Annotated in this window: 22 protein-coding genes; 6 read left to right on the top strand and 16 right to left on the bottom strand. The window is 57.0% G+C overall.

Annotated elements, in window-relative coordinates; translation table 11 throughout:
- Window positions 1-309 precede the first annotated feature (309 nt).
- The gene (locus H151_RS0113345) at window positions 310-609 is read right to left on the bottom strand and encodes a GIY-YIG nuclease family protein (protein ID WP_019962170.1); all 300 of its coding nucleotides are present in this window, start codon (window positions 607-609) and stop codon (window positions 310-312) included.
- 193 nt (window positions 610-802) lie between these two features.
- A complete protein-coding gene (locus H151_RS0113340; RefSeq protein WP_019962169.1) occupies window positions 803-1267 on the bottom strand; it encodes a RidA family protein in 465 nt (154 codons plus the stop codon).
- Between the two features lie 110 nt (window positions 1268-1377).
- Here H151_RS0113340 and H151_RS0113335 point away from each other — a divergent pair, with 110 nt between their 5' ends.
- The gene (locus H151_RS0113335; protein WP_019962168.1) at window positions 1378-2289 is read left to right on the top strand and encodes an alpha/beta hydrolase family protein; all 912 of its coding nucleotides are present in this window, start codon (window positions 1378-1380) and stop codon (window positions 2287-2289) included.
- Between the two features lie 296 nt (window positions 2290-2585).
- Window positions 2586-4982 (top strand): TonB-dependent receptor, encoded by a 2397-nt coding sequence (locus H151_RS0113330; RefSeq protein WP_019962167.1) that lies wholly within the window; start codon window positions 2586-2588, stop codon window positions 4980-4982.
- Between the two features lie 39 nt (window positions 4983-5021).
- Here H151_RS0113330 and H151_RS0113325 read toward each other — a convergent pair whose 3' ends face one another.
- Entirely contained in the window at window positions 5022-6314 is a 1293-nt protein-coding gene (locus H151_RS0113325; RefSeq protein ID WP_019962166.1) for a DNA polymerase IV, read from the bottom strand.
- Window positions 6311-7204: an ROK family protein gene (locus H151_RS0113320; RefSeq protein ID WP_019962165.1), complete on the bottom strand. Its 894-nt coding sequence runs from the start codon at window positions 7202-7204 to the stop codon at window positions 6311-6313. Before H151_RS0113320 ends, H151_RS0113325 begins: the two co-directional genes overlap by 4 nt.
- Window positions 7205-7408: 204 nt before the next feature.
- On the opposite strand from H151_RS0113320, the gene H151_RS0113315 reads away from it, so the two are divergent.
- Together H151_RS0113315 and H151_RS0113310 are read left to right on the top strand one after the other, a co-directional pair.
- Window positions 7409-7774 (top strand): response regulator, encoded by a 366-nt coding sequence (locus tag H151_RS0113315; protein WP_026354014.1) that lies wholly within the window; start codon window positions 7409-7411, stop codon window positions 7772-7774.
- A 10-nt stretch (window positions 7775-7784) separates the two neighbouring features.
- Window positions 7785-9149 (top strand): PleD family two-component system response regulator, encoded by a 1365-nt coding sequence (locus H151_RS0113310; protein ID WP_019962163.1) that lies wholly within the window; start codon window positions 7785-7787, stop codon window positions 9147-9149.
- A gap of 42 nt (window positions 9150-9191) precedes the next feature.
- On the opposite strand, the gene rpmG is transcribed toward H151_RS0113310, so the two are convergent.
- From rpmG to topA, 6 genes are all read right to left on the bottom strand, one after another.
- Window positions 9192-9359 carry a 50S ribosomal protein L33 gene (gene rpmG, locus H151_RS0113305; protein ID WP_009800672.1) on the bottom strand — a complete coding sequence of 56 codons (168 nt, stop codon included), beginning with the start codon at window positions 9357-9359 and terminating at the stop codon, window positions 9192-9194.
- Between the two features lie 90 nt (window positions 9360-9449).
- Window positions 9450-10625 (bottom strand): MFS transporter, encoded by a 1176-nt coding sequence (locus H151_RS0113300; RefSeq protein ID WP_019962162.1) that lies wholly within the window; start codon window positions 10623-10625, stop codon window positions 9450-9452.
- Between the two features lie 7 nt (window positions 10626-10632).
- Window positions 10633-11244, bottom strand: a complete 612-nt coding sequence (locus H151_RS0113295; RefSeq protein ID WP_019962161.1) for a hypothetical protein — start codon at window positions 11242-11244, stop codon at window positions 10633-10635.
- Window positions 11241-11927 carry an NUDIX hydrolase gene (locus H151_RS0113290; RefSeq protein WP_019962160.1) on the bottom strand — a complete coding sequence of 229 codons (687 nt, stop codon included), beginning with the start codon at window positions 11925-11927 and terminating at the stop codon, window positions 11241-11243. Before H151_RS0113290 ends, H151_RS0113295 begins: the two co-directional genes overlap by 4 nt.
- A gap of 28 nt (window positions 11928-11955) precedes the next feature.
- Window positions 11956-14211 carry a ribonuclease R gene (gene rnr / locus H151_RS0113285; RefSeq protein WP_019962159.1) on the bottom strand — a complete coding sequence of 752 codons (2256 nt, stop codon included), beginning with the start codon at window positions 14209-14211 and terminating at the stop codon, window positions 11956-11958.
- 3 nt (window positions 14212-14214) lie between these two features.
- Window positions 14215-16947, bottom strand: a complete 2733-nt coding sequence (gene topA, locus H151_RS0113280) for a type I DNA topoisomerase (RefSeq protein ID WP_019962158.1) — start codon at window positions 16945-16947, stop codon at window positions 14215-14217.
- 209 nt (window positions 16948-17156) lie between these two features.
- Here topA and H151_RS0113275 point away from each other — a divergent pair, with 209 nt between their 5' ends.
- Window positions 17157-17384: a hypothetical protein gene (locus H151_RS0113275; RefSeq protein WP_019962157.1), complete on the top strand. Its 228-nt coding sequence runs from the start codon at window positions 17157-17159 to the stop codon at window positions 17382-17384.
- Between the two features lie 12 nt (window positions 17385-17396).
- Here H151_RS0113275 and dprA read toward each other — a convergent pair whose 3' ends face one another.
- The 6 genes from dprA to ruvX all read right to left on the bottom strand — a co-directional run bounded on the left by dprA (window position 17397) and on the right by ruvX (window position 23754).
- Window positions 17397-18545 carry a DNA-processing protein DprA gene (dprA, locus tag H151_RS0113270; protein WP_019962156.1) on the bottom strand — a complete coding sequence of 383 codons (1149 nt, stop codon included), beginning with the start codon at window positions 18543-18545 and terminating at the stop codon, window positions 17397-17399.
- 3 nt (window positions 18546-18548) lie between these two features.
- The gene (gene plsY / locus H151_RS0113265; RefSeq protein WP_019962155.1) at window positions 18549-19154 is read right to left on the bottom strand and encodes a glycerol-3-phosphate 1-O-acyltransferase PlsY; all 606 of its coding nucleotides are present in this window, start codon (window positions 19152-19154) and stop codon (window positions 18549-18551) included.
- A gap of 2 nt (window positions 19155-19156) precedes the next feature.
- Window positions 19157-20446, bottom strand: coding sequence for a dihydroorotase (locus tag H151_RS0113260; protein WP_019962154.1), 1290 nt, complete (start codon window positions 20444-20446; stop codon window positions 19157-19159).
- A complete protein-coding gene (locus tag H151_RS0113255; RefSeq protein WP_019962153.1) occupies window positions 20446-21438 on the bottom strand; it encodes an aspartate carbamoyltransferase catalytic subunit in 993 nt (330 codons plus the stop codon). Before H151_RS0113255 ends, H151_RS0113260 begins: the two co-directional genes overlap by 1 nt.
- 890 nt (window positions 21439-22328) lie before the next feature.
- A complete protein-coding gene (locus tag H151_RS0113250; RefSeq protein ID WP_019962151.1) occupies window positions 22329-23255 on the bottom strand; it encodes an AEC family transporter in 927 nt (308 codons plus the stop codon).
- Window positions 23256-23280: 25 nt separating this feature from the next.
- The gene (gene ruvX, locus H151_RS0113245; RefSeq protein ID WP_019962150.1) at window positions 23281-23754 is read right to left on the bottom strand and encodes a Holliday junction resolvase RuvX; all 474 of its coding nucleotides are present in this window, start codon (window positions 23752-23754) and stop codon (window positions 23281-23283) included.
- Between the two features lie 145 nt (window positions 23755-23899).
- Between ruvX and H151_RS17400 the strand changes: the two genes are divergently transcribed.
- The gene (locus tag H151_RS17400) at window positions 23900-25063 is read left to right on the top strand and encodes a GNAT family N-acetyltransferase (protein WP_019962149.1); all 1164 of its coding nucleotides are present in this window, start codon (window positions 23900-23902) and stop codon (window positions 25061-25063) included.
- Window positions 25064-25204 lie beyond the last annotated feature (141 nt).

Genomic DNA, 25204 nt, shown 5'->3' with positions numbered 1-25204 from the left:
AAGCCCATCCTCGCAATCGCTGCCCTCATGCGAAAGATCATCGTCATCCTCAACGCAAGAATCAGGGACGACAGAAAATATCAGAGTTGATGACAAACACGGTGAAGTCCTCCCCTGCGACGCGGGGGAGGTGGCCTGAAAGGCCGGAGGGGGCGATTTTGTTTAGTATCCTCGCTTACGCTGCGGGCGCGCATTCGCGCTCGCAACCCCTTTGGGGTTGATGGACCCCGGATCAAGTCCGGGGCCGCGTTGCTAGCCATACAAAACCTACCGGGTTCCCGGCCCAGCGAAGCGCAGAGCCGGGATCCATTACAAGGGTAGGTATTGGTTTAAATGGGGATAGAGATCGTCCCAATTGGGATTGTCTTTTTCGATCCGATCAATTTTCCAGCTTCGTCGCCAGCGTTTCATGCGCCGTTCTAACGTGATGGCATCATGTGTGGTTTCGCACCCTTCAAGATAAACCAGGGTGTAGACGCTATATTTTTTGACGAACTGAGAGCCATGGCCTTGTCGGTGCTGCTCAATGCGCAATGCAGGATCTGCGCATGATCCGATATAAAGTGTGCCATGCGGTTTTGAGGCTAGAATATACACATAGGCTTGCATGTTCCTACCTCAATTGGACCCCGGATCAAGTCCGGGGTCGCGATTTTATATTCTATCCTCGCTTCGCTGCGGGCGGACGTCCTTGCGGGCTGATCGCCCGGTTAACCGCTACCGGGTTCCCGGCCCAGCGAAGCGCAGAGCCGGGATCCATACCTCGCGTGTCTTCACTCATGAAGTCGATGAACGCTAAAACTTAAGCTTTCAGTTCAATGATGGCGTCGACCTCAACGGCGGCGCCTAAAGGAAGAACCGGGCAGGCGACCGCAGAGCGCGCATGACGGCCCGCATCACCGAAGACCTCGACCATCAAGTCCGATGAGCCATTGATCACTTTGGGAATATCGGTGAAATCACCCACCGCATTGACAAAACCGCCAAGACGCACGACGCGGGCCAGGCGATCCAAATCACCGCCGCAGGCCGCTTTAAACTGGGTGATCAGATTGATCGCGCATTGACGAGCCGCGGCGATGCCGGCCTCTAAGGTCACAGTTTCGCCCAATCGTCCTGCGATAAGACCCTCAGGCCCCATGGAAATTTGTCCGGATACGTGCACTAAATTGCCCGATTGCACGAAGGGAACATAGTTCGCCACGGGGGCTACAGGTTCAGGCAAGGTGATGCCCAGCTCAGATAGACGCGCTTCAATGGCCGACATGGTCGTAATCCTTTTGCTAACTCTATTGAGTTGTCATATCTTGTCTATACAAGGGTGCAAGCTTTGATCGCTGACATGGTACGCGGGATAATCAGGCGAAGGACTATGAAATGAAGGATGTGGCCGGTGGTCACTTGATGTTGAGACGCGATGTCCACGTTCAGACGACGGACGGTCGGGTCTTGGCTGCGCGCCTGTTTGCCCCCCATCGTCCACGCGCTGTGATGTTGATCAATTCAGCCACCGGTTTTCGTAAAGAGTTTTATGAGCCCTTCGCGAGTGCTTCGGCGCGCGCGGGATGGGCCGTTTTGACCTATGATTATCGCGGTATTGGGGCTTCACGTGAAGGGCCTGCCCGCAAAGATAACGCGACCATGCTCGATTGGGGCGTTTATGATATGCCCGCTGCGGCGCGCGCGTTAGTGAGCCTGTTTCCGGGCTTACCCTTTGATGTGGTTGCCCATTCGGTGGGCGGGCATTTTTTGAGCTTTCTTCCCAAAGATCTGGGGCTGCGCTCGATCGCGCTCCTATCTTCAGGGTCCGGTTATTGGGGGCGTCATGCCGCACCGTCAAAATATATGCATTGGGCCTTTTGGCGGGTCATGGGGCCGATTTGGCTGGCCACACGGGGCATGATCCCCAAGGGCGTGATGTGGCGCGGTGATGATTTGCCCCCTGGCGTGTTCAAGCAATGGCGCGATTGGGGTGTGCGGATTGACTATTTCCGTGATGCCATGGCCGAAGCCGGGCATTTGACCAAGTATCAGAGCTTTACCCGGCCCATCCGCGCCTGGGTGCCCGAAGATGATCCCATCGCAACCCGCGATGCGGTGCGTTGGTTGCTCAATCAATATCCTCACGCGCCTTCAGAAATGAAGTTTGTGCGGCCCAAAGACGTAGAGCTGGGCCAGATTGGCCATGCAGGCCTGTTCCATCCCAAGCTGCATGATACGCTATGGCCCCATGTCTGGCGCTGGCTGGATGGGGCATGCGTCAGCAATGCCTTTAGCGCGCAAGGCTAATCGTCTGGTAAAGTGTAGATTTTTCATCACACGATTTGAGTTGTGCGCACGCTATCTTCATGCGCGAATTGTGACAATGGCGCGCAATAATTCTGATATTGTCATAAAATTCGGGCTTTATTGCTAAGTTTGCGATAAAGAGTCGCAATACTCTTCGGTCAATGTCCAGACAATAGTTTTTCTCTCTAAGTCGGAGAGTAAAACTAAGTTGATGTTACCGCAATCTTACCGAAACCCTACGGCAACATGTAAGCTTCGTAATGTGCGAAGTTTTGATCCGTTGGGGAATGACCTTAATGACATCAATCAAAGCATCCTTACTTCAGGCCAGTGGCTTGGCGGTTTTGGCCACGATGATGGCCGCACCGGGCGTTTATGCGCAAAGCGAAGGCGAGGGGGCGAGTGCCTCTGCGCCGCGTTTGGAAGTTATCACGGTAACCTCGCGCAAACGTCCTGAAGTGGTGACCGATGTTCCGATGAATATCTCGGTGACGGATGTGGAACAGCTTGCGCGTCGCAATACGCTGAATAAAGAAGATCTGTTTCGGTCTATCGCGGGGGCAGCCAGCCCGACGGGGACTTTGATCCTGCGTGGCTTGTCGGGCGGTAATTCTGCAGCGCCCAGCACAACCAGCTCTTTCTTTGATGACATTCCGCTAGATTGGTCAGAGCTGTATGATGTGAAAAGTGTTGAGGTTCTGCGCGGTCCGCAAGGTACGCTTTATGGCTCGAACGCCATTGGCGGCACGGTGCGCGTGATTACCAATGCGCCAGATCTTCAAGACTTCTCTGCGTTTGGCTCCGCCCAAACCACGATCACCAAGCATGAAGACGGCCTGGATCAGCGCGTTTATTTCGGCGTTAATCTGCCTTTGATCGAAGATCAGCTGGCGCTGCGTGTGGTTGCGCACACCTCGGATGATGCCGGTGAAGTTTTAAACGCCTATACCGGCCATTTTAACAGTGCTGATCGGCGTTATGTACGCGCAAAGCTGTTGTGGGAGCCGCAAGAAAATTGGCGTGCCTCTGTGGGCTATGTCCATAACCGCACCAATCGCACCGGTACCACGACCCTGGATAGTTCTGAGCCGGGTCGTTATATGATCGCTGATCTGACCCATGATGCCAGCCTGCCGGGCGGGTATAGCGTAGATTTCCGTAGAGTGGCGTGTGAAGGGCAACGCGCGCAATGCCGCGGGGCCAACGCCACCCATGGTCATCCTGCGCAATATACCGTTTGGAATATGCTCGATAACTGGCGCAAGACCGAGCTTAATCTCTATACGTTCAATTTCGAATATGATGACCTTTTCGGTTTTGCCGATGTCTTTTATGCCGGGTCTTACCGCACCACCACGGGCAGCCGCTTAGAAGACTGGTCGCGTCTGGATGGTTCTGACCTCTTCAAGACGTGGATCATCACCGATGATGGCGATAATCACCGCACCACGCATGAGCTGCGCTTCCAGGCCGCCGATTGGTCACGCTTTAACTGGACCTTCGGCTATTTCTATGACCGCGATGTCGCTGACGCCAATCCCAACAATCAATGGCAATATATCGAAACCACGCCAGAGGCGCGTTCCATCATCAATGCCTGGTTGGACCCTGATCTTAATGCCTGGGGCGGGGATGTATTTGCGGCCGGTGAAGCCCTTTATGGTGATCGCTCACGCATATATCAGCTGGAAGAATTAGGCAGCTACACCCAGGAGCAAGCCCTGTTCGCTCAGCTCGGCTATACGTTTGACATCGGTCAATATGGCGAGCTGGAGTTGAACGCAGGCGTTCGCTTCTACGAGCTGGAAGATGAGAGCAAGTCGATCTCATCGGGCGTCTGGTTCGGCGAAGACCTGATCAACTCAACCTCTTCAGGCTCTGAAAGCGGCAATCGCAAGAAATTCACCGTCAGCTGGCGTCCGCGTCAGGAATTTGCCTTCTATGGCGTCTATTCCGAAGGCTATCGTCCGGGCGGCAATAACTTCCCCGTCTTGCCTGATGCGTGTGCGGCCGATGAAAACGCGAAAAGCTTCACCAGCCGCTATAATTCTGATGAGATCACCAATTATGAGCTGGGCTTTAAGGGCTATCTCTTCAAGAACCGCCTTCAGGTCTCGTCTGCGATCTATCGTGTGGAGTGGGATGGGGTTTGGGCCAGCATCTATATGCCGACCTGTGGCTTCAGCTACACCGCCAATGCGGCCTCTGCCCAGTCACAAGGTATTGAGCTGGAAACCGAAACCTTGATCCGTGAAGATCTGCGTTTGATCATTAATGCCGGGTATACCGATTCCAAAATGACCTCAGATGCGCCTAGCATTGGGGCTGAGGACGGCGATGATATGACCATGGTTCCAGACTATAATGTCTATGTGGCCTTAGAAAAAGATCTTCAGGTGTTCGGGCGTGATGCCTATGTGCGCGGTGATGTGACGGCCTATGGCGAATATGTCACCCACTTCAATACCCGTGCGGAAGATTCAACCCCGGCCTATGAAATCGTCAATTTGTCGGCGGGCGTTGAGTTGAATGAAAGCGCGAAATTCAGCGTCTATCTTAACAATGTCCTGGATGAGAATTACGAGACTTATCGTCAGGCGCGTAGCCGCTCTGCGGCCTCTTGGAATTCCGCCAACTATGTCACCTATGGCGAGCGGCGCAGCCTTACCCTGCGTCTGGATGTGACTTTCTAAGACAGGTCGTTATTGACAACAGTGAAGCGGAGCCCTGGATCAGGGCTCCGTTTTCTTTTTTGGGGCTTGGGATTTAAAGCTGAGGCCTTTTTGGATGATGTCCTTGCCAAATTTGGCGCGCGCGACATCGCTGGCGCGCTCAATGGCGGCGCGTTTCAAGGCATTGGGATCAAGTAGATCGCCAACATCACCCTGGGCGGCGACTAAATCGGAATACCCGACCCCGATCAGGCGGTAATAGCGCCCCTTGGGTTCAGCCTCTAACAACGGACAAGCGGTTTTATAAAGCGTATCGGCCAGCTGGGCCGGGGCATTGAGTGTGCGCCGCCGGGTCAGGCTTTTGAAGTCAGCGGTTTTCAGCTTTAAAGTGACGACATGACCGGCGACGCCTTTGGTCTTCATCTCGTCAGCGACCCGCACGCATTGGTCCCATAGCTTGGATTTTAGGGTTTCAAGATCGCAGATATCGCGGTGAAACGTCGTCTCACCCGACACACTTTTGCGCACACGCTCTAGCTTGACCTTGCGGCTATCCTCGCCGCGTGACAGGCGCGCCAGGCGCAGGCCCGCCTCACCATAGCGATGGGCGAGATCTTTATCGGAGAGTTTTCGGACATCTTTTAAGGTGCGTAGGCCCTGATCTTCCAGCTTTTTGGCAAAGGCCGGTCCCACGCCATAAACGGCGCGCACCGACATGGGGGCCAGAATATCCAAGGTGTCGCGCGGGGGAATGATGGAAAAGCCATTGGGCTTATCCAACTCGCTGGCGGTCTTGGCCAGGAATTTATTGTGGCTGAGGCCCACCGATACCGTAACCCCAACTTCGTCATAGATATGTTGTTGCAGCTTTAGAAGGGTTAGCACCGGCGCGCATTTATGAAGCCGCTGCGTTCCCGTTAGATCTAAAAACGCTTCATCAATCGAGAGCGGTTCGACCAAAGGCGTGGTGTCGAACATCATATCGCGGATTTGACGGCCCACCACGCCATAGCGCCCGCCCTTAGGGCTGATCACCACCGCATCGGGGCACAGCTCAAGCGCTTTAAACATGGGCATGGCCGAGCGCACCCCATAAAGGCGCGCGATATAACAGGCCGTAGAAACCACCCCGCGCTGGCCGCCGCCAATAATCACCGGCTTATCGTCCAGCTCGGGATTGTCGCGCTTTTCCACCGAAGCAAAAAACGCATCACAATCGATATGGGCAATCGAGAGCTGATCAATTTGCGGATGAGAGAGCAGGGCATGATCGCCGCACGCCGGGCAATACTCGTGCACCCCGTTAAAGCGGGTGTGACAAGCGCGGCAATAATTGATCAGAGGCTCATTCATTGCGGCGATGGCCCCTCTAAAGTCCAAAGCCAAGCCGCGCCGCGCACACCGGACGAATCGCCATGCTGGGCGCGGCGGATTACCGTCTTGATGGTATCAGAGAAGACATAGCGCGGAAGACGGGCCTCAATCGCTGCTGACAGATTTGGGATATTCGAAAGCCCTCCGCCCAGCACCACACAATCAGGGTCGAGGATGTTCAGCACCACCGCCAGGCCGCGCGCCATTCTGTCAGCATGACGGGTGAGGCTGGCGCGGGCCTGCTCATCACCTGCCAAGGCGTGCGCGACAATGTCTTCACCCTTCAGGCTTTGGCCCGTCATGCGGTGATGATCCGCGCTGAGCCCGGTGCCCGACAGCCAGGTTTCTAAACATCCCTGAAGGCCGCACCAGCAAGGCGGGATGGACAGCTCCTCCACACTGGGCCAGGGCAGCGGAATATGGCCCCATTCCCCGGCAATCGCGCTGGGCCCGGTGTGTAAATGGCCGTCCTTGACGATGCCGCCTCCGGTTCCGGTGCCGATGATGACGCCAAAAACGGTGGAAAACCCCGCGCCCGCGCCGTCTTTTGCCTCCGACACTGCAAAACAATCTGCATCATTTGCAAATTTTATGGTGCGGGCCAGTGCCGCTTCCAGGTCAGATTTTAACGATTTGCCGTTCAGCCAGGTTGAATTGGCATTGCGCATTAAACCTGTCGCGGGACTGAATGATCCAGGATGACACACACCCACAAAAGCGCGTTCGGGAAGTTGGCTTTCCAGGCTTTCAACTAATTGTTTTAGCGTTCGAATTTCGCTTTCATAGTCTTGGGGTGTGGCGACACGCTGGCGCGCCGTGATGGCGCCATCTGGGGCCATCACCACGGCTTCGATTTTGGTGCCGCCCATGTCAATGCCAATACGAAACACTTGTCTTATCCCTGTTTGTGGCCCACATATCTTAACATGTTCGTATCTTGTTCTAAATGTACAGGCTAGAGGTTCGACTCATTCTTGATTAAGGAAGATGGGGTTTAATGGTCCGCGGATGGATAAGGGCTCACGCCGAATACGGCGGAGATGAAGGATAACGTGGACACCATGCTGCAGGTCATGTCCAAAAAAGTTTTGATCGTTGAAGACAACGAGCTGAACATGAAATTGTTTCATGATCTGCTCGAAGCCCACGGGTATGAAACCTTGCAAACGCGCGAAGGGCTCAAAGCCCTTGACTTGGCGCGTGAGCATAAACCCGATTTGATTTTAATGGATATCCAGCTGCCTGAGGTTTCAGGCCTGGAAGTGACCAAATGGATCAAGGATGATGAGGATCTCTCAAAAATTCCTGTGGTCGCGGTCACCGCTTTCGCGATGAAGGGCGATGAGGAACGCATCCGCAAGGGGGGATGCGAGGCTTATCTGTCCAAACCGATCACCGTGACCAGTTTCATCGAAACCGTCCGGAAGTTTCTCGACTAAGGGGGCGCGAATGAGTGCGCGCATTCTGGTTGTCGATGATATGGAAACCAATCGCCGCCTGTTAGAGGCGCGGTTGTCGGCCGAATATTTCGAAGTCTTCCAAGCCGATAATGGTTTGAACTGTATCAAGACGGCTCATCAGGAAAGTCCTGATATCATTTTGCTGGATGTCATGATGCCAGGCATGGACGGGTTTGAAACCTGTCGCCGGTTGAAAGACGATCCCGTTACGCGTCATATCCCAGTGATCATGGTCACCGCGCTCGATCAGCGCGAAGACCGGATTCGCGGGCTGGAAGCGGGCGCAGATGATTTTCTGACCAAGCCCGTGGATGATGTCGCCCTGTTTGCGCGGGTGCGCTCTCTCTTGCGTTTGAAAATGGTGCTTGATGAGCTGCGTCTTCGTGATGGCGGTGAGGGGGTAATCCCTGATTTTGAGCGTGAAGATATCCGTTCAAGTGGCAAAATCCTGGTCGTGGCCGGGGATGATGCTCCGGCGCAGCGTTTGGCCGCGAAAATTTCCAAGAAATTCAGTATCGAGATCAATTGTGATCCACGTGTCTCGGCAGAGCGTGCCGGATTGGGCGATCTTGATTTATTGGTCGTGGATTTGACCACGCCCAAATTTGATGGCCTGCGCCTGTGTGCGCGGGTGCGTTCGGAAACCGCAACGCGTCAATTGCCGATTCTGGCCATTGTCGATGGGGATGATTCGGGCCAGATGGTGCGTGCGCTGGATCTGGGCGTGTCTGATGTTGTGACCCGTCCGGTGGATGGATCGGAGCTGAATGCGCGTGTGCGCACCCAGATGCGGCGCAAAGTCTATGCCGATCAATTGCGCGGGCGTTTGGAAGAAAGCCTGGAAATGGCGGTTACAGACCCGCTGACGGGCCTACATAACCGGCGCTATATCGCGTCGCGCCTGCGCCAATATCTCGAAGGGCGCGACCCGCGTTCAGACAGTGTCAGCGTGGCGATCCTCGATATTGATCACTTTAAGCGTATCAATGACACCTATGGCCACCAGGCCGGCGATGATGTCTTGCGTGAGTTTTCCGAGCGTATGCGCAAGACCTTGCGCGCTTTGGAATTGGCCGGGCGTTTTGGTGGTGAGGAATTCGTGCTGGTCCTGCCTGAAGCCGGTATTCATGGCGCCTATGAAGCTGCAGAGCGCGTGCGTCATGCGATCGAGGCTGAGCCCTTCTTGGTGCGCGCTACTGGCGATGTGATCCAGGTGACGGTCAGTGCCGGTGTCGCTGAAGGGATGGGCGATGACACGATGGAGGCGCTGCTCCATCGCGCCGATGATGCGCTGTATGAGGCCAAGGCCGCCGGGCGCAACCAAGTCATGATCGCAAAGAAAAAGGCCGCGTAAAACGCGGCCTTTTGATCTGGTACAAAGAAAGACTAATCAAGCTTACTTGATTTTGCCTTCTTTAAACTCCACGTGCTTACGCGCCACCGGATCGTACTTTTTCAAGACGAGTTTCTCGGTCATTGTGCGCGCATTTTTCTTGGTCACGTAGAAGTAGCCAGTGCCAGCCGTCGAGTTGAGACGGATTTTGATGGTAGTGGGCTTCGCCATTGTCTTACGCACCTTAGTAGAAAAATGAAACGCGCCAAAACAAATCCGGCGCGGTTTGAGCGCGCGAAAATACGCTTTTACGCCTTCGTGTCAATGGGGCTTTGTACGTTGGCGCTGCAACACGATCAGGAAATACAGTAAGGCCATGGCACTTAACGCCCACATCAGGCCTTGCGGGCCCTGATGGTCCATCATGGCCCCTGCGCTTAATGGCCCGGCGAGCTGTCCCACGCCATAGGCCAGGATAAAGGCTGAGTTCGCGGTGGCGATCGCCCCGCCGCTAAAACGCTCACCAATGCGCGCCAGACCCAGGGTATAAAACCCGCCCGCCAGGCCCAGATAAACAAAGCATAAAGGGTAAAGTAGCCATAAGCGGGTGCCTGAGATCCACATGATGAGGGGCAGGATCACACTGGCCACCGCGATCCATAACAAGCCTTTGGCGCGGCCAAAGCGATCGGCGAGCTTACCTACCGGGATTTGCAGGACAATCGCGCCCAAAGTGCCCACGGCCAGCAATGTGCCGATCACCAGGGTAGGCAGGGCTAAACGCTCGGCATAAATCGGTAGAAGCGCCAGCATCGCGTTTTCAATCGCGCCATAAACAGCCCCGGCGACAATCGCGGCCGGTGAGGCCAGGGCAGCCAACCATAGCGCTTTCAGGCCGGTTTCCTTGGCTGAAGGGGGAATGAGATCGGGGCCTTTAAGAATCATCACCGGGATCACGCCCAGGCCATAGATCAGGGCAGCGCTAACCCAAGGCAGCCATCCCTGCCAGCCGAGGGCCGCGATGAGGAGCGAGCCCAGGCCAATGCCCAGCGACAACACTGTGGCATAGATCGCCAGCAGGCTGGCGCGCTTTTTCGGCTCGGCCAGCTGATTGATCCAACTTTCGCTGGAAATGAAAATCAAGGTGATGGAAATCCCGATAAGCAGGCGTAGGACAAACCAGATCCAGGGATTGGGCATCAGCGGGAACATCAAAATGACCACCGCAATGGAGGCGGAGGAAAAAACCAAAGCGCGGCGCGGATGGACTTTTTGCAAAATCACTGGCACCAGCGGCACCGCGCAGACATTGGAAATCGCCGCGGCCGCAGTGATCAGGCCCGACAGGGTCGCAGATCCGGTCATGGCTTCAAGATTGAGTGAGGCCAGCGGCATTAACAGCCCAAAGCCACACCCGCACAGCGCCGCACACAGCATGGCCGTGGTCAGCGCGCGAACCCGGGCATGATCCGGGGACATCAAGAAGGTGGCAATCATCGCCCGGCTATAGCCGTGACAGGCGCAATCGTCCAGAGCGATAGGAGGCCAGCAAGGGCTTGGGGTGAGCCCCCAGATATTTAAACGCCAGGCCAGGAAAGGGCGCGACGGGACTATGGCTCAACACATCTTGCGCTTCGTCCGGACCCATCCAGACTGGGCGGGCGGTGGGCGCGGTACGGCGCAGCGAATTGGCCACCGCCCCATAGGGCGCGGTAAAAACCCGAATATGCCAGCGTTCTGGTGCATCAGACGGTGACAGCGCGCGGCCCAGATAGGTCAACTGCATACGGTCCGGGATCAGGCCATGGCGGGCAATCCGGCCCCACAGCCCGCGCGCAGGCGGGGGTGGAGGATCGATTTGCGTGGTGATCATCAGGCCTAAATGCTCAACACTGGCGCGCAAGGCTGCATCCATAAAGGCGCAGGCGCGATGTTCAGGCGCGCCCAGACGCTTATTGGAGATTTTGCGGTAGGGGCCCGGGGCTTTGCCATCGCTGCTCTCTACGAAAGCCAGCGGCAGGGTATATTGGCCATCCTTGCGCCCCAATAGAACTTTGTGACCTTGTTGATCCAAAATCAAAAGGGCCGCGGCGTCTTTCGCTCGTGTGATGGTCATAGGGCGACCACCTCTTCTGATTTATGACGTGTACGGACATAGCGAATCGGTTGCGGCGCTTTTAATTGCGCCTTGGTTTCTTCCAGGACGAAATGAGTGATGTGGGGAATGTCCAGATGACGCGCTTCATCGAGATCAACCCATTTCAGATCTTCCAATTCACCATTGCTGACCGGGTTTTGATCCCCATAAAGATGGTCAATCTCCACATGGAAGAACCAGGCATCAAAGCGGCGCTTGCGCCCGGGCGGTGTAATGGCGCGGGTCATCAGGCGCAAAGGCTCTGCCGTGGGCTGAACACCGGCATTGCGAAACGGGGCCCAGGCGGGGTGGGCGCTGCGGATGGCACCGGGCTGTGCGATCAATAGACCGGTTTCTTCGGCCGTTTCGCGCAAGGCCGCGGCAGCGACCGCGCGTGCGCGCGGCGCGCTGAGGGCGCGGCCCATCAGATCAGAGGTTTCACGAGATAATTCACGGGCAAGCGGGGCATAGGTGTCGATCCGATCAACGCGCCCGCCGGGAAATACATATTTTTTTGGCATGAAGACATGATGACCTGAACGTCGGCCCAATAAAACCTCTTTTGTGCCATTTGACTGCGTTCGGGTGAGGATCAGGCTGGCGGCCAGTTTGGGGCGAAGCGCGATAATCTTAGGTTCTTTTATCGTTTCAGGCGCTTGCATGGAATTTGTTCACTTTTAGGTTTAGGTCCTATTTTTTACGTCGGCGCAGGCGTGATCGGCTGGAGCGATCCTCGCGGCGGGCCGAATCACGGCGATGACTGCGATGGGGCGGCTTCTTGCCCGCCTCCGGTGGGGTTAAGATCTCAAAGAGAAGCCCCCCCGTCAGCGGCGTTGCCTCTAACAAGCGCACTTTAACGCTCATGCCTAAACGATAGGTGTTGCCGGAGCCTTCCCCGACTAGGGCATGGGCGCGCTCATCATGGCGGAAATATTCATTGCCCAATTGCGAAACTGGACACAGGCCATCGGCCCCGGTTTCATGCAGGCGCACGAAGGCCCCAAAGCGGGTGACGCCGGTGATGCGGCCCTCAAACTCTCCGCCAACCCGGCCAGAGAGCCAATTGGCGATAAAGCGATCGACCGCATCGCGCTCGGCCGCCATGGCGCGGCGTTCATTGGCGGTGGTGTCTTCGGCGATCCGTTCCAGCTGGACTTGCTCGCTATCGCTTTGGCCATTGGGCCCCAGCTTATAGGCGCGGATCAGACCGCGATGGACGGTGAGGTCGGCATAGCGGCGAATGGGTGAGGTGAAGTGGGCGTATTTCGTCAGATTGAGGCCGAAGTGACCGATATTGCGTACATCATAGACGGCCTGAGATTGGCTACGCAGGACCACTTCATTGACGGTTTCCCAATGGTCACTGCCGCGCGCCATGTCCAGAACCTTGTTAAAGCGCTGGGTGGTGGGGCGTTCGGCTTTGGTCCATTTCAAATTCACGGTGGGCAGGAAATCCGCGAGCGAATCAATCTTTTCCGAGCCCGGCTCATCATGAACGCGGTAGATGAGGGGCGATTTTTTTTCTTCCAGCGCTTCGGCCGCCGCGACATTGGCCTGGATCATCATTTCTTCGATCAGCATATGCGCTTCCAAGCGCTCGCGCCGTTCAATACCGGTGACTTCGCCGGCTTCATTGACGCGGACTTTGCGCTCTGGCGCGTCAATATTCAGCGGGTCACGCCGGTCACGGGCGTCTTTCAACACACGATAGGCCGCCCATAGGGGCTCCAGCACGTCCTTCTTCAAGGTTTCGGCTTTACCTGTGCCTTGGCCATCAATGGCGGCCTGCGCCTCTTCATAGGCCAGTTTCGCCGCAGAGCGCATCCAGCCGCGAATGAAGCGATGGGATTTCTTATTGCCATTGCGATCAAAAACCATGCGCACAGCCAGGCAAGGGCGCTCTTCCATCTCGCGCAGCGAGCATAAATCGTTGGACAAGCGTTCAGGCAGCATCGGCACGACCCGATCAGGTAAATAGACCGAAACGCCGCGCGCGCGCGCGCCTTGGTCCAGTGGGCTATCCCCGATGACATAGGCCGCGACATCGGCAATGGCGACCAGAACCACCCAGCCATCTTTATTGGTGGGATCTTCATCGGGACCCGCCCAGACGGCGTCGTCATGGTCGCGTGCATCGGCCGGGTCGATGGTGATCAGGGGAATGTCGCGCAGATCCTCGCGCCCCTCCATCCCAACCGGAGCGATGTTTTTGACGTATTCCAGCTCGGCTGCGCCAAAGCCCGTGGGCACGCCATGTTCAGCCAGCGCAATGATTGAGCCCGCGCGCGGTGAATTTGCATCGCCGATCACTTCTTCGATGATGGCGGTTTTCAAGCCATAGCGTTTTTCGCTCGACAGCCGGCACATCACCAGATCGCCATCATTGGCCTTGGCGCTTTCGCCCTTGACGGGGATCAGCTCATATTTGGTGCGCCGATCAACCGGGATCAGACGCCCGGAGCCATTCTCATTCTTGCGCATGACACAGAGGATTTTGTGCGCGGAGCCGCCTAGCTTCTTGATAATGCGCGCTTCATATTGGCCGTCATCTTCGGGGCTTAAGCGCACCAGCAGCTTATCGCCAATACCAACCGCGCGCTCATTTTTCCCGCCTGCGCCCTCACCAGGGGCCAGACGAATGGTGGGGTATTCACCCTCACCCTTTAAGGGTTGGCACAGCAATTCCCCATCGACATCGCGGTCGATGACCTGGACGACCGTGACAGAAGGTAGCTCATTAGGAAGAGCATAATCACGCCCCGCCGTGCGCGTCAGGCTGCCTTCGTCTTCCATGTCTTTAAGCAGGCGTTTCAGGGCGATGCGGTCATCGCCGCGAATGCTCAACGCTTTGGCAATTTCGCGCTTACCCAGTCGGCCGCCCTGTGCCTTGATCGCTGAAAGTATAGCGTCGCGGGTTAATCCATCGGGCAGGGGGGAATGGGTCAAATTTTAAGCCTCTTCGCTGGGGTCATCCTTGGCCGCCTTGGTTTTGGCGGGCGTTTTCTTCGCAGGGGTTGTCTTGGTCGTCGTTGATTTAGCGGCGGTTTTCTTGGCTGGAGCCTTTTTCGCCGCCGTTTTTTTCGCCGCCGGTTTTTTTTCTGGGCCCTCATCCTTGGCCGCTTTCGCGGTGGATGTCTTCGCAGGCGCTTTTTTCTTGGCCGGAGCCTTCTTCGCGGGGGCCTTTTTCTTCGGAGCCTTGGCGGCTTTAGCGGTGATCAGCTCTAAAGCCTGCTCAAGCGTGACCTCCATCGGGTCCAGATCCTTGGGCAAGGTCGCATTGATCTTACCATGCTTGATGTAGGGGCCATAGCGCCCTTTAAGCACCTGGATCTCACCGCCCTCTTCGGGGTGTTCGCCCAGTACTTTTATGGGTTCTGCCGCTGCGGCGCGCCCGCGCGGATTGGCCTTTTTATCGGCCAGCACAGACACCGCCCGGTTCAGGCCAATATCGAAAACCTCATCAACATTAGGTAGGTTCGCATAGACTTTACCGTGCTTGATATAGGGGCCAAAGCGCCCAATCGCCGCGGTTATCATCTCCCCATCTTCAGGGTGTGCGCCCACTTCACGCGGCAGATAGATCAGCTTCAACGCTTTTTCCAGATCCAGCGCTTTGGCGTCCCAGCCCTTGGGGATGGATCCGCGCCGGGGCTTATCCTCGCCCTCAACGGCCATTTCGACATAGGGGCCAAAGCGGCCGTCTTTCAAATAAACCGTTGCGCCGGTTTCTGGATCAGCACCCAGCTCGCCATCGCCCTCGATGGCCGCTTCTGCATCGCCATTGAGCGGACGGGTATAACGGCATTCAGGATAGTTGGAACAGCCCACAAAGGCCCCATGACGGCCCAGGCGCAGCGATAACCCGCCTTCATTACATGAGGGGCAGATCTTGGGATCAGAGCCATCTTCGCGGGCCGGATAGATGAGCGGGGCCAGCGCCTCATTCATCGCATCAATCACATGGCTGATGCGCAGATCGGCAATATCCTCAACCGCGCCATGGAAGTCGGTCCAGAACTGGCGTAAAAGCTCTTTCCAATCGAGCGAGCCTTCAGAGACTTTATCAAGCTGATCTTCCAGATCGGCCGTGAAGTCATACTGCACGTACCGCGCGAAGAAGTTTTCCAGGAAGGCAATAACGACGCGGCCTTTGTCCTCAGGCACAAAGCGTTTGTCGTCCATGCGCACATAATCGCGATCGCGTAGCACCGAGAGGACCGAGGCATAGGTCGAAGGCCGACCAATGCCCAGCTCTTCCATTTTTTTCACCAGGCTGGCCTCAGTATAGCGCGGGGGCGGCTGGGTGAAGCTCTGTGTGGTGAAAATGGTCTCTGGGTTGGCACCCGCGCCCTGCTTCACAGCTGGCAAGCGGTTTTCACCCTCATCCTCTTCATCATCGCGGCCTTCTTGATAGATCGCAAAGAAACCATCGAACGTCACGACCGAGCCCGTGGCGCGCAGCGCCAGGGATTTGTCTTCATTCTCGATGTCGATCGTGGTGCGTTCCAGCTGGGCGCTTTCCATTTGGCTCGCCATGGCGCGCTTCCAAATCAGGCTATAAAGCCGGGCCTGATCGCCTTCGAGACGCAAAGAGGACGGTGTGCGCATAAAACTGGTCGGGCGGATCGCTTCGTGAGCTTCCTGAGCGTTTTTCGCCTTGGTCGAATAGAAGCGCGGCTTTTCAGGCACGTAGTTTTCGCCGAACTCAGAGCCGATCTGGCGGCGCGCCTCATTCATGGCACCGGGATCCATCGAGACGCCATCGGTCCGCATATAGGTGATCAGGCCGGTGGTTTCCCCGCCGATATCAATCCCTTCATACAGGCGCTGGGCGGTGCGCATGGTGCGCTGGGCATCAAAGCCCAGCTTGCGTGCGGCTTCTTGCTGTAAGGTCGATGTGGTGAAGGGCGGTGAAGGATTGCGCTTAGTGGGCTTGGCCTCAACCGCGGCAATGGTGAAATTAGCTTCACTGATCGCTTTTTCAGCGCGTTTCGCCATTGCCTCATCCGTGACGGACAGGCGGGTGATTTTCTTGTCTTCAAACTTGGAGAGCTTGGCGCGGAAGGGATTTGACCCCTCACTGGTCATGTCGGCTTCGACGGTCCAGTATTCTTGCGGTTTGAAGATTTCAATCTCGTGCTCGCGCTCGGTAATCAGGCGCAAGGCCACCGATTGCACACGTCCGGCCGAGCGTGCGCCGGGCAATTTACGCCACAGAACGGGCGACAGGGTGAAGCCTACCAGATAATCCAGCGCGCGGCGTGCCAGATAGGCTTCGACCAATTCCATATCAATATCACGCGGCGCGGCCATGGCATCCATGACGGCCTTTTTCGTGATCGCATTGAAGGCGACCCGCTGAATGCGCACATCTTTTAAGACGCGGCGCTTGGTCAAAGCCTCCAGCAAGTGCCAGGAAATCGCCTCGCCTTCGCGATCCGGGTCAGTGGCCAGGATCAGGCGATCTGCGCCTTTGACGGCGTCGGCAATGGCTTTCACCTTGGGGGCAGATTGGGCATCAACCTCCCAAACCATGGCAAAATCTTCATCAGGCTTGACCGAGCCATCTTTGGCGGGCAGATCGCGCACATGGCCAAAGCTGGCTAAAACCGTATAATCGGAGCCCAAATATTTGTTAATTGTCTTGGCTTTAGCTGGGGATTCGACGACGACAACATTCATGCGCAACGACTCGGGGTTTGGCCTTAAAATAAAGGGGCTCGCGGCGGGCGAACGTGGGCGAGGTCGGGTGTCAAGTCAATATGCGCGCGCTGTTGTTTGAAAAAAACCGGTGTTTTCACCGATGGAATAAGTGAGAAGCGGGGTTGAAAGTGGCGCAAGTATAGGTAGAAAATGACGGGTAAGCAATTAAAGGTTGTGCGTGTGTAGCCATGAATGATTTCCTGATGCAATCCGGCCTTCTTGAAACGGCACCTGAAGACGCACAGGCCTATCTGGAAGAAATGATTGAAGGTTTAGCGCAGTATGCGCTGGCGCGCGATTTGCCCGCGACCAGCGCGATGTTAAGCGCGTGTGCGAAACTGGCCGATCAGGAGTTTCGTGCAGATCCCTTGCCCCCTGAGGACAATGATGAAGGTCCGCGGATGATTATCACCTAGGCTGAACCGACCTTAGCTGAAATCATCACTGTAAAGCGCGCGCACCTGCCCGCCGGGGGCAATTTCACATCGTCCGGCCAATTCCAACTCAACCAGAACCGCCATCACGATGGGAAGCGGAATATCACTGACGCGGGCCAGTTCATCACGGCTGATGGGCGAGGGGGAGAGGAGATCGGCAATGGTTTCGCGCGCCCGATCGACGGCCTTGTCCATGGCGTCATAATCGCGGGCACCGTGGGCATAATCATTCTCGCCAGGTTCAAACAGGCTGGCTTGGCCTTCCTGGCCCAGATGGTGATGCGCCAAGACCTCCATCACATCATCGACGCTTTCAATCAAGGTTGCGCCCTGACGGATCAGGCCATTGGTGCCTTTCGAGCGGGGATCGAGGGGAGAGCCCGGTACGGCCATCACCTCGCGATTTTGCTCCAATGCGAAGCGCGCCGTGATCAGAGAGCCGGAGCGCTCACTGGCCTCCACCACCAAAGTTGCTTTGGCAAGGCCGGAAATGATCCGATTGCGCCGCGGGAAATCACGCGCGCTGGGATGATAGCCCAGGGGACGCTCTGCGATCAGGCGGCCTTTTTGCCAAATCGCATTGTAGAGATCTTTGTGCTCGGGCGGATAAATCTGATCGAGCCCGCCCGCCAGTACCGCAATCGTACCGGTGTCCAGGCTGGCGGCATGGGCTGCGCCGTCAATGCCGCGCGCCATACCCGACACGACATGCACATCGCGCTCGCCCAGGGCTCGTGCGATATTTCCGGCAAACCTTAATCCCACGGCGGAGGCATTGCGCGAACCGACGATGGCGCAGGTCAGCGGCGTACTGACATCTAAATGCCCGGCTGAGAAGATCACGGGCGGCGGCGGATCAAGCGCTTTCAAGAGCGCCGGAAAATCTGGATCGCCAGCTAGCCAGATCCGCGCGCCCCAATGATCATGACGCGCGATCAGATCTTCCATCTCGGCTTCGGTTGGGACTTTTAAGGGATTGATCCGGCCCCCGCGCCGGGTGAGGTCGGGAAGGGCCTTGATAACAGCTTCTGGGGTTTTAAACCGGTCGAGCAGTTTGAAAAACGTCACCGGCCCGACATGGGGCGTAAAGCAGAGGCGTAGCCAGTGGACCCTTTGGCGTTCACTTAAGGGGCCGATCATAGCCTAATCCTTTTTCTTGTCCCCGATTTTGGGTTCTTCGCCTTTGAGGAGTCTTTCGATATTGGCCTTATGCCGCCAATAGAGCAAGAGGGCAAGAAATCCCGCTAAAATCGCCACATCCACCCGGTGAAAAGCGAGCGCCAGGAGCGGGGCGGCTGCGGCGGCTATCAAAGCGCTGAGCGAGGAAATCCGCCCTAACAGCGCCATGCCCAACCAGGTGGCGCAGGTTAAAAGCCCCACCGGCCAAGCGGCGGCGAGCAGCGTGCCGAGGAAGGTCGCAACGCCTTTTCCACCCTTAAACTTCAACCAGACCGGGAAGCAATGGCCGAAGAAGGCCGCACCGCCCGCAATCAAACCGGCCTGAATGTCTTGAAATCCATAGGTGAAAATCAGGCAGGCTAGCCCGGCCTTGCCACTATCTAACAACAAAGTCACCAGCGCCAAATCTTTACGCCCTGTGCGCAGCACATTGGTCGCGCCGATATTGCCAGAACCAATGGTGCGAATATCGCCCAGACCCGCCAGACGCACAATGACCAGGCCAAAGGGGATGGAGCCCAACAGATAGCCCCCGAAGAGCGCCAACACGTTCATAAGAGAAAAGGTCATGACTAGGCGTGATCCTCTGTCGGGGCGTGGGCGACCAGTTCGCCCTCAATAAAGGTCGCGATGACTTTACCGGCCAAACGCCGTCCGGCAAAGACGCTGGGTGCGGTGGAGACCGCAGGCTGGCGCAGGCTTAAGGCGGGGGCGTCGGGATTGAACAGCACCAAGTCAGCGGGCGCGCCGACTTTCAACCGGCCCTGATCCAGCCCCAACATGGCCGCAGGACAACAGGTGACCGCGCGCAAGGCTTCGGCCAGGGTTAAATAGCCCTCTGCCACCAGATGACATAGACCGGGCAGTAACGCTTCAAGCGCTTGGGTGCCCGGCTTGGCATCGCCAAAGGGTTGATCCTTGTCGAAATGCGCCATTGGCGTGTGATCGGAGACCACAAAATCTATCAGGCCCGATTTTACCGCATCAATAAGCGCCAAACGATCCTCTTCTTCGCGCAAAGGCGGTTCAAAGCGATAGGCCGATTGGAAGCTGCCGATATCGACCGTGTTGAACAGAAGATGGGTCAGCGGGACTGAACCATAAACGTCGAGGCCTTTTTGTTTGGCGGTTTTTAAAACCTCCAACCCCTCACGCGTGGTGATGCGGTCCATCAACAAGCGCGCACCGGTCAGTTCAGCTAGGGCTGCATCGCGCTGGGCCCCAATGCGCTCCCCCACGCCGGGACGTTGGGATAAACCCATCCGTGCGGCCATATCGCATTCATGGGCGATCGTGCCACTGGCCAGGAAGGGATCATCCGGGCGCAGGGAGACCACGGCATCAAACGTGCTGGCATAGGCCATGATCCGGCGGGCCAAACGCGTATCGGCTATGGCTTTACCTTTATCGCCGATATAGGCCGCGCCCGCGCGCAGCATCAATCCGATTTCAGACAGGCCGTCCTCACCATCCAGGCCATAGCCCGCGCCCAGAACGCGTACAGGGGCACTTAGCGCCTGATAATCCAGCCATTCGAGATCTTCAGGCCGGGTGATGCCCTGACCACTGGCGGGGCTGAGCACCAGGGTGCCAATTCCGCCCGCGGCGGCGGCCTTGAAGGTGATATGCAAAGGTTCAGGCCCATTGATACCGGGCGCGCAGGCATTGACGCGTAAATCAATCAGTGCCGGGGCCAGGGCCTGGCCTTGGGCGTCAATGACGCCTTCACCCTCGCTTTTGGGGATAAGATCGGTGCCGATGTCCGTAATAAAGCCGTCTTCGACGCGCAGATGACCGCGCGTTTGCGTGCCCGCTTCGGGATCAATCAAGAGGGCGTTTTGAAACAACATGGATGCGCTCATCACGCGTCTCCCTCACGATAATTGACCCGGTCTTGCCAGGTCATAGACGGGGCCTTCTGGGCCAACAGCTCTAAAATCGCCATACGCACTGCCACACCCGACTCGACCTGATCCAAGATCAAAGAGATATCCGGGTCATCGGCCAGGGCGCTGGAAATCTCCACATTGCGGTTCATCGGGCCGGGATGCATGATCAGGCAATCGGGCTTGGCATGTTCCAGGCGCTGGTGATTGAGGCCATAAAGCGCCCCATATTCACGTTCTGAGGCCAACAGACCGTTGGACATGCGCTCACGCTGAATACGTAGCGTCATCACCGCATCGCAGCCCTCAAGGGCTTGATCGAGATCATGAAAGACGCTGACCCCCCATTGATCAATATCACCGGGCAGCAAGGTCGCTGGGCCACAGACCCGCACCTCGGCATGCATCAAATTAAGCAGCGCGATATTCGAGCGTGCCACGCGCGAGTGTAAAATATCGCCGACAATCGCAATCCGGCGCCCGGCGACATCGCCCCAGCGCTGGATCAAGGTGAAGCTATCGAGCAGGGCTTGTGTGGGGTGTTCATGGGCACCATCCCCGGCATTGACCGTGGCGATCCCGGTGGTTTGGGCAAAGAAGCGCGCCGCCCCGGCGCTGCCATGGCGCACGACCAGAAGATCAGGCTTCATCGCGGCCAGCGTCAGGGCAGTATCGGCCAGGCTCTCGCCCTTTTTGATCGAGGCATTGCCCGCGGAGAAGTTGACAACGTCCGCGCCCAGGCGCTTCCCGGCTAGCTCAAACGAGGCCAAGGTGCGGGTAGAGGCTTCGAAGAAAAGATTGATCTGGGTTAAACCTTTTAAGGTGCCCAGCTTTTTGTCCTCACCCTGATTACGCGCGAAATGTTCCTCGGCGCGGGTGAAAATCATTTGAAGATCAATGGGATTGAGCCCGCCGACACTCAACAGATCACTGTGAGGGAAGGTGTAGGCATAAGGGTCAGCACTCATGGGGGACCATCCTTATCGCGCTCAGGCAAAACACGGCGCGTATGACTGGCAATTGGCCAAGCGGTATAAGCCCCGTTGCGCGAGCCCACAAGAGGTGAGGTGTGGGTGAGGTGATTTGCGGCGGTGTTTGCGCCATTGAGGTTTTGTCATCGCGGCCTTGAGCCTGGATCCATGCCGTGAGCTTGCAGTATATTCGGATCGAGCAGAATTTGGCTCAAGCTGTCCAGCATGGACCCCAAATCAAGTTTGGGGTGACACAAGTTTGGGGTGACAGATGTGAGATATGTCCTCCCCTGCAAAGCGGGGGAGGTGGTCCGTTAGGACCGGAGGGGGCGTGTTTTTAAAGCTCCTCGCTTCGCTGCGGGCGCGCGTTCACGCTTGCGAACCCTATGGGTTCGATTTTGGACCCCGGATCACGTTCGGGGCCGCGTTATGGTTCGATTTAACATGGGTTCCCGGCCTTGAGCCGGGATCTATCTCCCTATGGGGCAAACTCAATAGATCCCGGGTCGCGCTATCGCTTGCCCGCGATGACACTATGGGGATTCTTTAAGAGTAACCTTCTGTGTCCTCATGCCCCCTCAGTCAGCTTCGCTGACAGCTCCCCCGTAAACAGGGGAGCACACCCTGTTTGTTATGCCAGACGTGATCTGGCATCCATGCCGTGAGTGTGCAGTTTATTCTGATCGAGCAGAACCCAGCTCAACCCTTCCGGCATGGACCCCGGATCAAGTCCGGGGCCGCGTGAGTATAGATATCCGCTGTCATCCCGGCCTTGAGCCGGGATCTATCTCCCTATGGGGCAAACTCAATAGATCCCGGATCTCACTGTCGTTCGTCCAGGATGACGGGTTTCTTTTTCCTTGCGACCCTGAGGTTGCTCTTCCCCCTTATCCCATATAGCCGGTGAGGGAGATCCAAATGGGCAGCATAATAAAGGCCAGGATCGTGGTGACGGTGACATGACCGGCGGTCAATTCCGCATCGCCGCCCATTTCCTTGGCCAAAACGTAAGAGCCTGCCGCGCCCGGCGTGGCCCCAACCGCAGTGATCAGCGCCAGTTCTAACCCCTCCATCCCCATTAATCGCCCCAGGCCATAAAAGACGGCCGGGGAGATGATCAGCTTTAACACCACCGCCAGGCTGAGGAGGAGCGGTTTGGCGCGCACGGCGGAGAAATCCAGTCCCGCCCCGATGCATAGCAAAATCAGGGGCAGGGCGGCGCGCCCGGCCAACTCTGCGGTATCGGCCACAGGCCCCACCTGGAACCAGCCTAGCGCATTGGCGAGTACCCCGGCCGCACAGCCCAAGATCAAGGGATTGGTCAGGATGCGCATAAAGACCCGGCGCGCATTGGGCTTCTTGCCGGACTTACCCCAGACGGTCATCACCGCGACACTCATCATATTTATCAAAGGCACGGTAGGTGCGAAGACGAGGGCGGCGAGCGCTGCGCCCTCTGCGCCAAAGGCCGGGGCGGCGAGCGCAAACAGTACAAAGCCATTCCAGCGTAATCCGCCTTGAAAAACGCTGGTATAGGTCGGGCCATCGGTCTTTAAGACCGGTTTGAGGGCCAGGCATACCGCGCCCATAATGACAAAGCCCAAGGTGACGGTGATCAGAAAGGGGCCCGCTTCCAGGCCGCGAAAATCTGCGCGGCTGATTGTGGAAAACAACAGCGCCGGTAACAGCCCCACATAGGACAGCTTATTGATCCCGCCCCATAAATCGCCATGGACCAGCGCCGACTTGCGCAACCCCCATCCCAAAGTGATCAGGCCAGCGATCGGGATCAGGGCAGCGAAGATGGGGCTCATGGCGGGGCTTTCTCTGCGGGGGGATTCAGGCGGGGTCGGGGGGCTCTAAACCTTGATGTAAAGCATCAAGTGCGCCCTGTAAGATGATGGCGGCGGCTTCACCATCCAGCCTGGCTTTGCGATGGCTGGGCTTGACACCGGCTTCGATCAGACGCTCGGTCGCGGCAAAGGTCGACAGGCGCTCATCTTGGAACACGATCGGCAGATCACGAAGGCGCAGCATATTCGTGGCGAAAGAGCGCGCAGATTGGGCGCTGCGGCTATCCCCGCCATCCATCGAAATGGGCAGGCCAATGACCAGACCCTGACAGGCGCGCTCATCATAAAGCGAAAGCAGTTTTTGCGCATCGGGGGTAAATTTCTCGCGCCAGATCGTCTCCAGCGCGCTCACCAAGGTGCGGTCGCGATTGCACACGGCCAGGCCCAAAGTCTTGGACCCGACATCAACCCCCATCAAGGGGCCGGGCGGTAAATCATGAAGCGAGGTCAGGCGAGGCATAATGCCTCTCTACGCCCGTCTTCGCGCTTTGGCAAAGGCTAGGCTGAGTGTGAGATGAATTTTGTTGTGAAATGCAAAGCTTGGGGCTTTACACATTTATATAAATAAGTAATTATATAATTACTTATTTATGGAGTGAGTTTTGATGCGAGACGCCTTGCGTGACAAAGGATATTTGACCTTAGGCAGCCGGTTTAAGCGTATTGGTGAGGCGCTGCAGGCCGAAGCGCAAAGTCTTCATAGTGCGGGGGGCAGTCCCTTTACCGCCAGCCTGTGTCCGGTCCTCTCGGTGCTGGATGAGGCGGGGGCGATGGCGATCAAGGATCTTGCCCAGACCCTGGGGATCAGCCAGCCGGGCGTGACCCAGATTGTGGGTAAGCTCAAAAAATGCGGCTGGGTGGAAGACCAGATTGACCCTAATGACAAGCGGGTGCGCCGCGCGGTGTTGAGCACAGAGGGCCAGCGCCGGGTGGATGAGGCGCGCGATCACATTTGGCCCGATGTGGAGGCTGCGGTGATGCGCACCTGTTTGCCCCTGGAGGGCAGTTTGCTGGAGCAATTAAACGCCCTGGAGGCGCGCTTGGCTGAGGCGAGTTTTCCCCACCGGTTAGCGCTCACGCGTGATGCGGCCTATGCTGCTCTTGATCGTCCGGTCTGGCATACGCTGAGCCATCGCCATTTTGCCCTGTCACGAGGTACGCCGCGGGCGCGAATTTTCTTGCCCGAGGTCAATGCCTTTGCCAGTGCGGCCAGTGATGATGACGCGGATATGTCCGCTTTGGTAGCGCTGATTGAGCCTCATCGCCCTGTATATCTGATCCAGCGCACGCCCTTGAACCTGCCTGAAAATCTTGAGGTTTTGAAAACTGCCAAGGGGGTGCAGATGGTGTTGGATGGCGCGGTGGCGATGCGTGACAACGCGCCAGAGATAGTCGCGCTGAGCGAAGAGGATATTCCCCAAATGGTGGCGTTGGCCCATCTGACTGAGCCGGGCCCCTTCTTTGATCGCACATTCTATATGGGCCGCTGGTGGGGGATCCGAATGAATGGACGGCTGGCCGCTATGGCGGGGGAGCGCATGGCCTTTCCCGGATTTTGTGAGGTCAGCGGTGTGTGCAGTCATCCTGATTTTCGCGGGCAGGGGCTCGCCTATCATCTTTCGGCCTATGTCACCGCAGAGATCCGCGCGCGCGGCCAGGTCGCCTTCCTGCATTCCTGGGCGGATAATGATACCGCCATCGGGCTTTATACTCGCATCGGTTTCCGCCCCCGCTGTGAGATGAATGTCGCCGTCGTGCAAAAGGGATGAAGGATGTGACGTTATCGCGGTGTTGAGTTGGGGCTCTTTCGACACTTGCTTGGTGATTAGCGATACTGTCTCAAAGCCTGTCATCCTCGACTTGATCGGGGATCTAGTGTGCGGGATGGCAAGCTTAATAGATCCCGGCTC

The sequence above is a fragment of the Woodsholea maritima DSM 17123 genome (genome assembly GCF_000382325.1).
In the GTDB taxonomy this organism is placed as follows: Bacteria; Pseudomonadota; Alphaproteobacteria; order Caulobacterales; family Maricaulaceae; genus Woodsholea; species Woodsholea maritima.
This window is presented reverse-complemented; position numbering and strand designations above follow the sequence as displayed.

Coding starts and splice junctions, on each gene's coding strand:
- H151_RS0113310 (WP_019962163.1), top strand. CDS start 7,785: ATGAGTGCGCGCATTCTGGTTGTCGATGATATGGAAACCAATCGCCGC.
- plsY (WP_019962155.1), bottom strand. CDS start 19,154: ATGACCTTTTCTCTTATGAACGTGTTGGCGCTCTTCGGGGGCTATCTG.
- H151_RS0113250 (WP_019962151.1), bottom strand. CDS start 23,255: ATGAGCCCCATCTTCGCTGCCCTGATCCCGATCGCTGGCCTGATCACT.
- H151_RS0113255 (WP_019962153.1), bottom strand. CDS start 21,438: ATGAGTGCTGACCCTTATGCCTACACCTTCCCTCACAGTGATCTGTTG.
- ruvX (WP_019962150.1), bottom strand. CDS start 23,754: ATGCCTCGCCTGACCTCGCTTCATGATTTACCGCCCGGCCCCTTGATG.
- H151_RS0113295 (WP_019962161.1), bottom strand. CDS start 11,244: ATGACCATCACACGAGCGAAAGACGCCGCGGCCCTTTTGATTTTGGAT.
- H151_RS0113340 (WP_019962169.1), bottom strand. CDS start 1,267: ATGTCGGCCATTGAAGCGCGTCTATCTGAGCTGGGCATCACCTTGCCT.
- H151_RS0113325 (WP_019962166.1), bottom strand. CDS start 6,314: ATGAATGAGCCTCTGATCAATTATTGCCGCGCTTGTCACACCCGCTTT.
- H151_RS0113315 (WP_026354014.1), top strand. CDS start 7,409: ATGTCCAAAAAAGTTTTGATCGTTGAAGACAACGAGCTGAACATGAAA.
- H151_RS0113335 (WP_019962168.1), top strand. CDS start 1,378: ATGAAGGATGTGGCCGGTGGTCACTTGATGTTGAGACGCGATGTCCAC.
- H151_RS0113320 (WP_019962165.1), bottom strand. CDS start 7,204: ATGGGCGGCACCAAAATCGAAGCCGTGGTGATGGCCCCAGATGGCGCC.
- topA (WP_019962158.1), bottom strand. CDS start 16,947: ATGAATGTTGTCGTCGTCGAATCCCCAGCTAAAGCCAAGACAATTAAC.
- dprA (WP_019962156.1), bottom strand. CDS start 18,545: ATGATCGGCCCCTTAAGTGAACGCCAAAGGGTCCACTGGCTACGCCTC.
- H151_RS0113275 (WP_019962157.1), top strand. CDS start 17,157: ATGAATGATTTCCTGATGCAATCCGGCCTTCTTGAAACGGCACCTGAA.
- H151_RS0113260 (WP_019962154.1), bottom strand. CDS start 20,446: ATGAGCGCATCCATGTTGTTTCAAAACGCCCTCTTGATTGATCCCGAA.
- H151_RS0113300 (WP_019962162.1), bottom strand. CDS start 10,625: ATGATTGCCACCTTCTTGATGTCCCCGGATCATGCCCGGGTTCGCGCG.
- H151_RS0113290 (WP_019962160.1), bottom strand. CDS start 11,927: ATGCAAGCGCCTGAAACGATAAAAGAACCTAAGATTATCGCGCTTCGC.
- H151_RS0113345 (WP_019962170.1), bottom strand. CDS start 609: ATGCAAGCCTATGTGTATATTCTAGCCTCAAAACCGCATGGCACACTT.
- H151_RS0113330 (WP_019962167.1), top strand. CDS start 2,586: ATGACATCAATCAAAGCATCCTTACTTCAGGCCAGTGGCTTGGCGGTT.
- rpmG (WP_009800672.1), bottom strand. CDS start 9,359: ATGGCGAAGCCCACTACCATCAAAATCCGTCTCAACTCGACGGCTGGC.
- H151_RS17400 (WP_019962149.1), top strand. CDS start 23,900: ATGCGAGACGCCTTGCGTGACAAAGGATATTTGACCTTAGGCAGCCGG.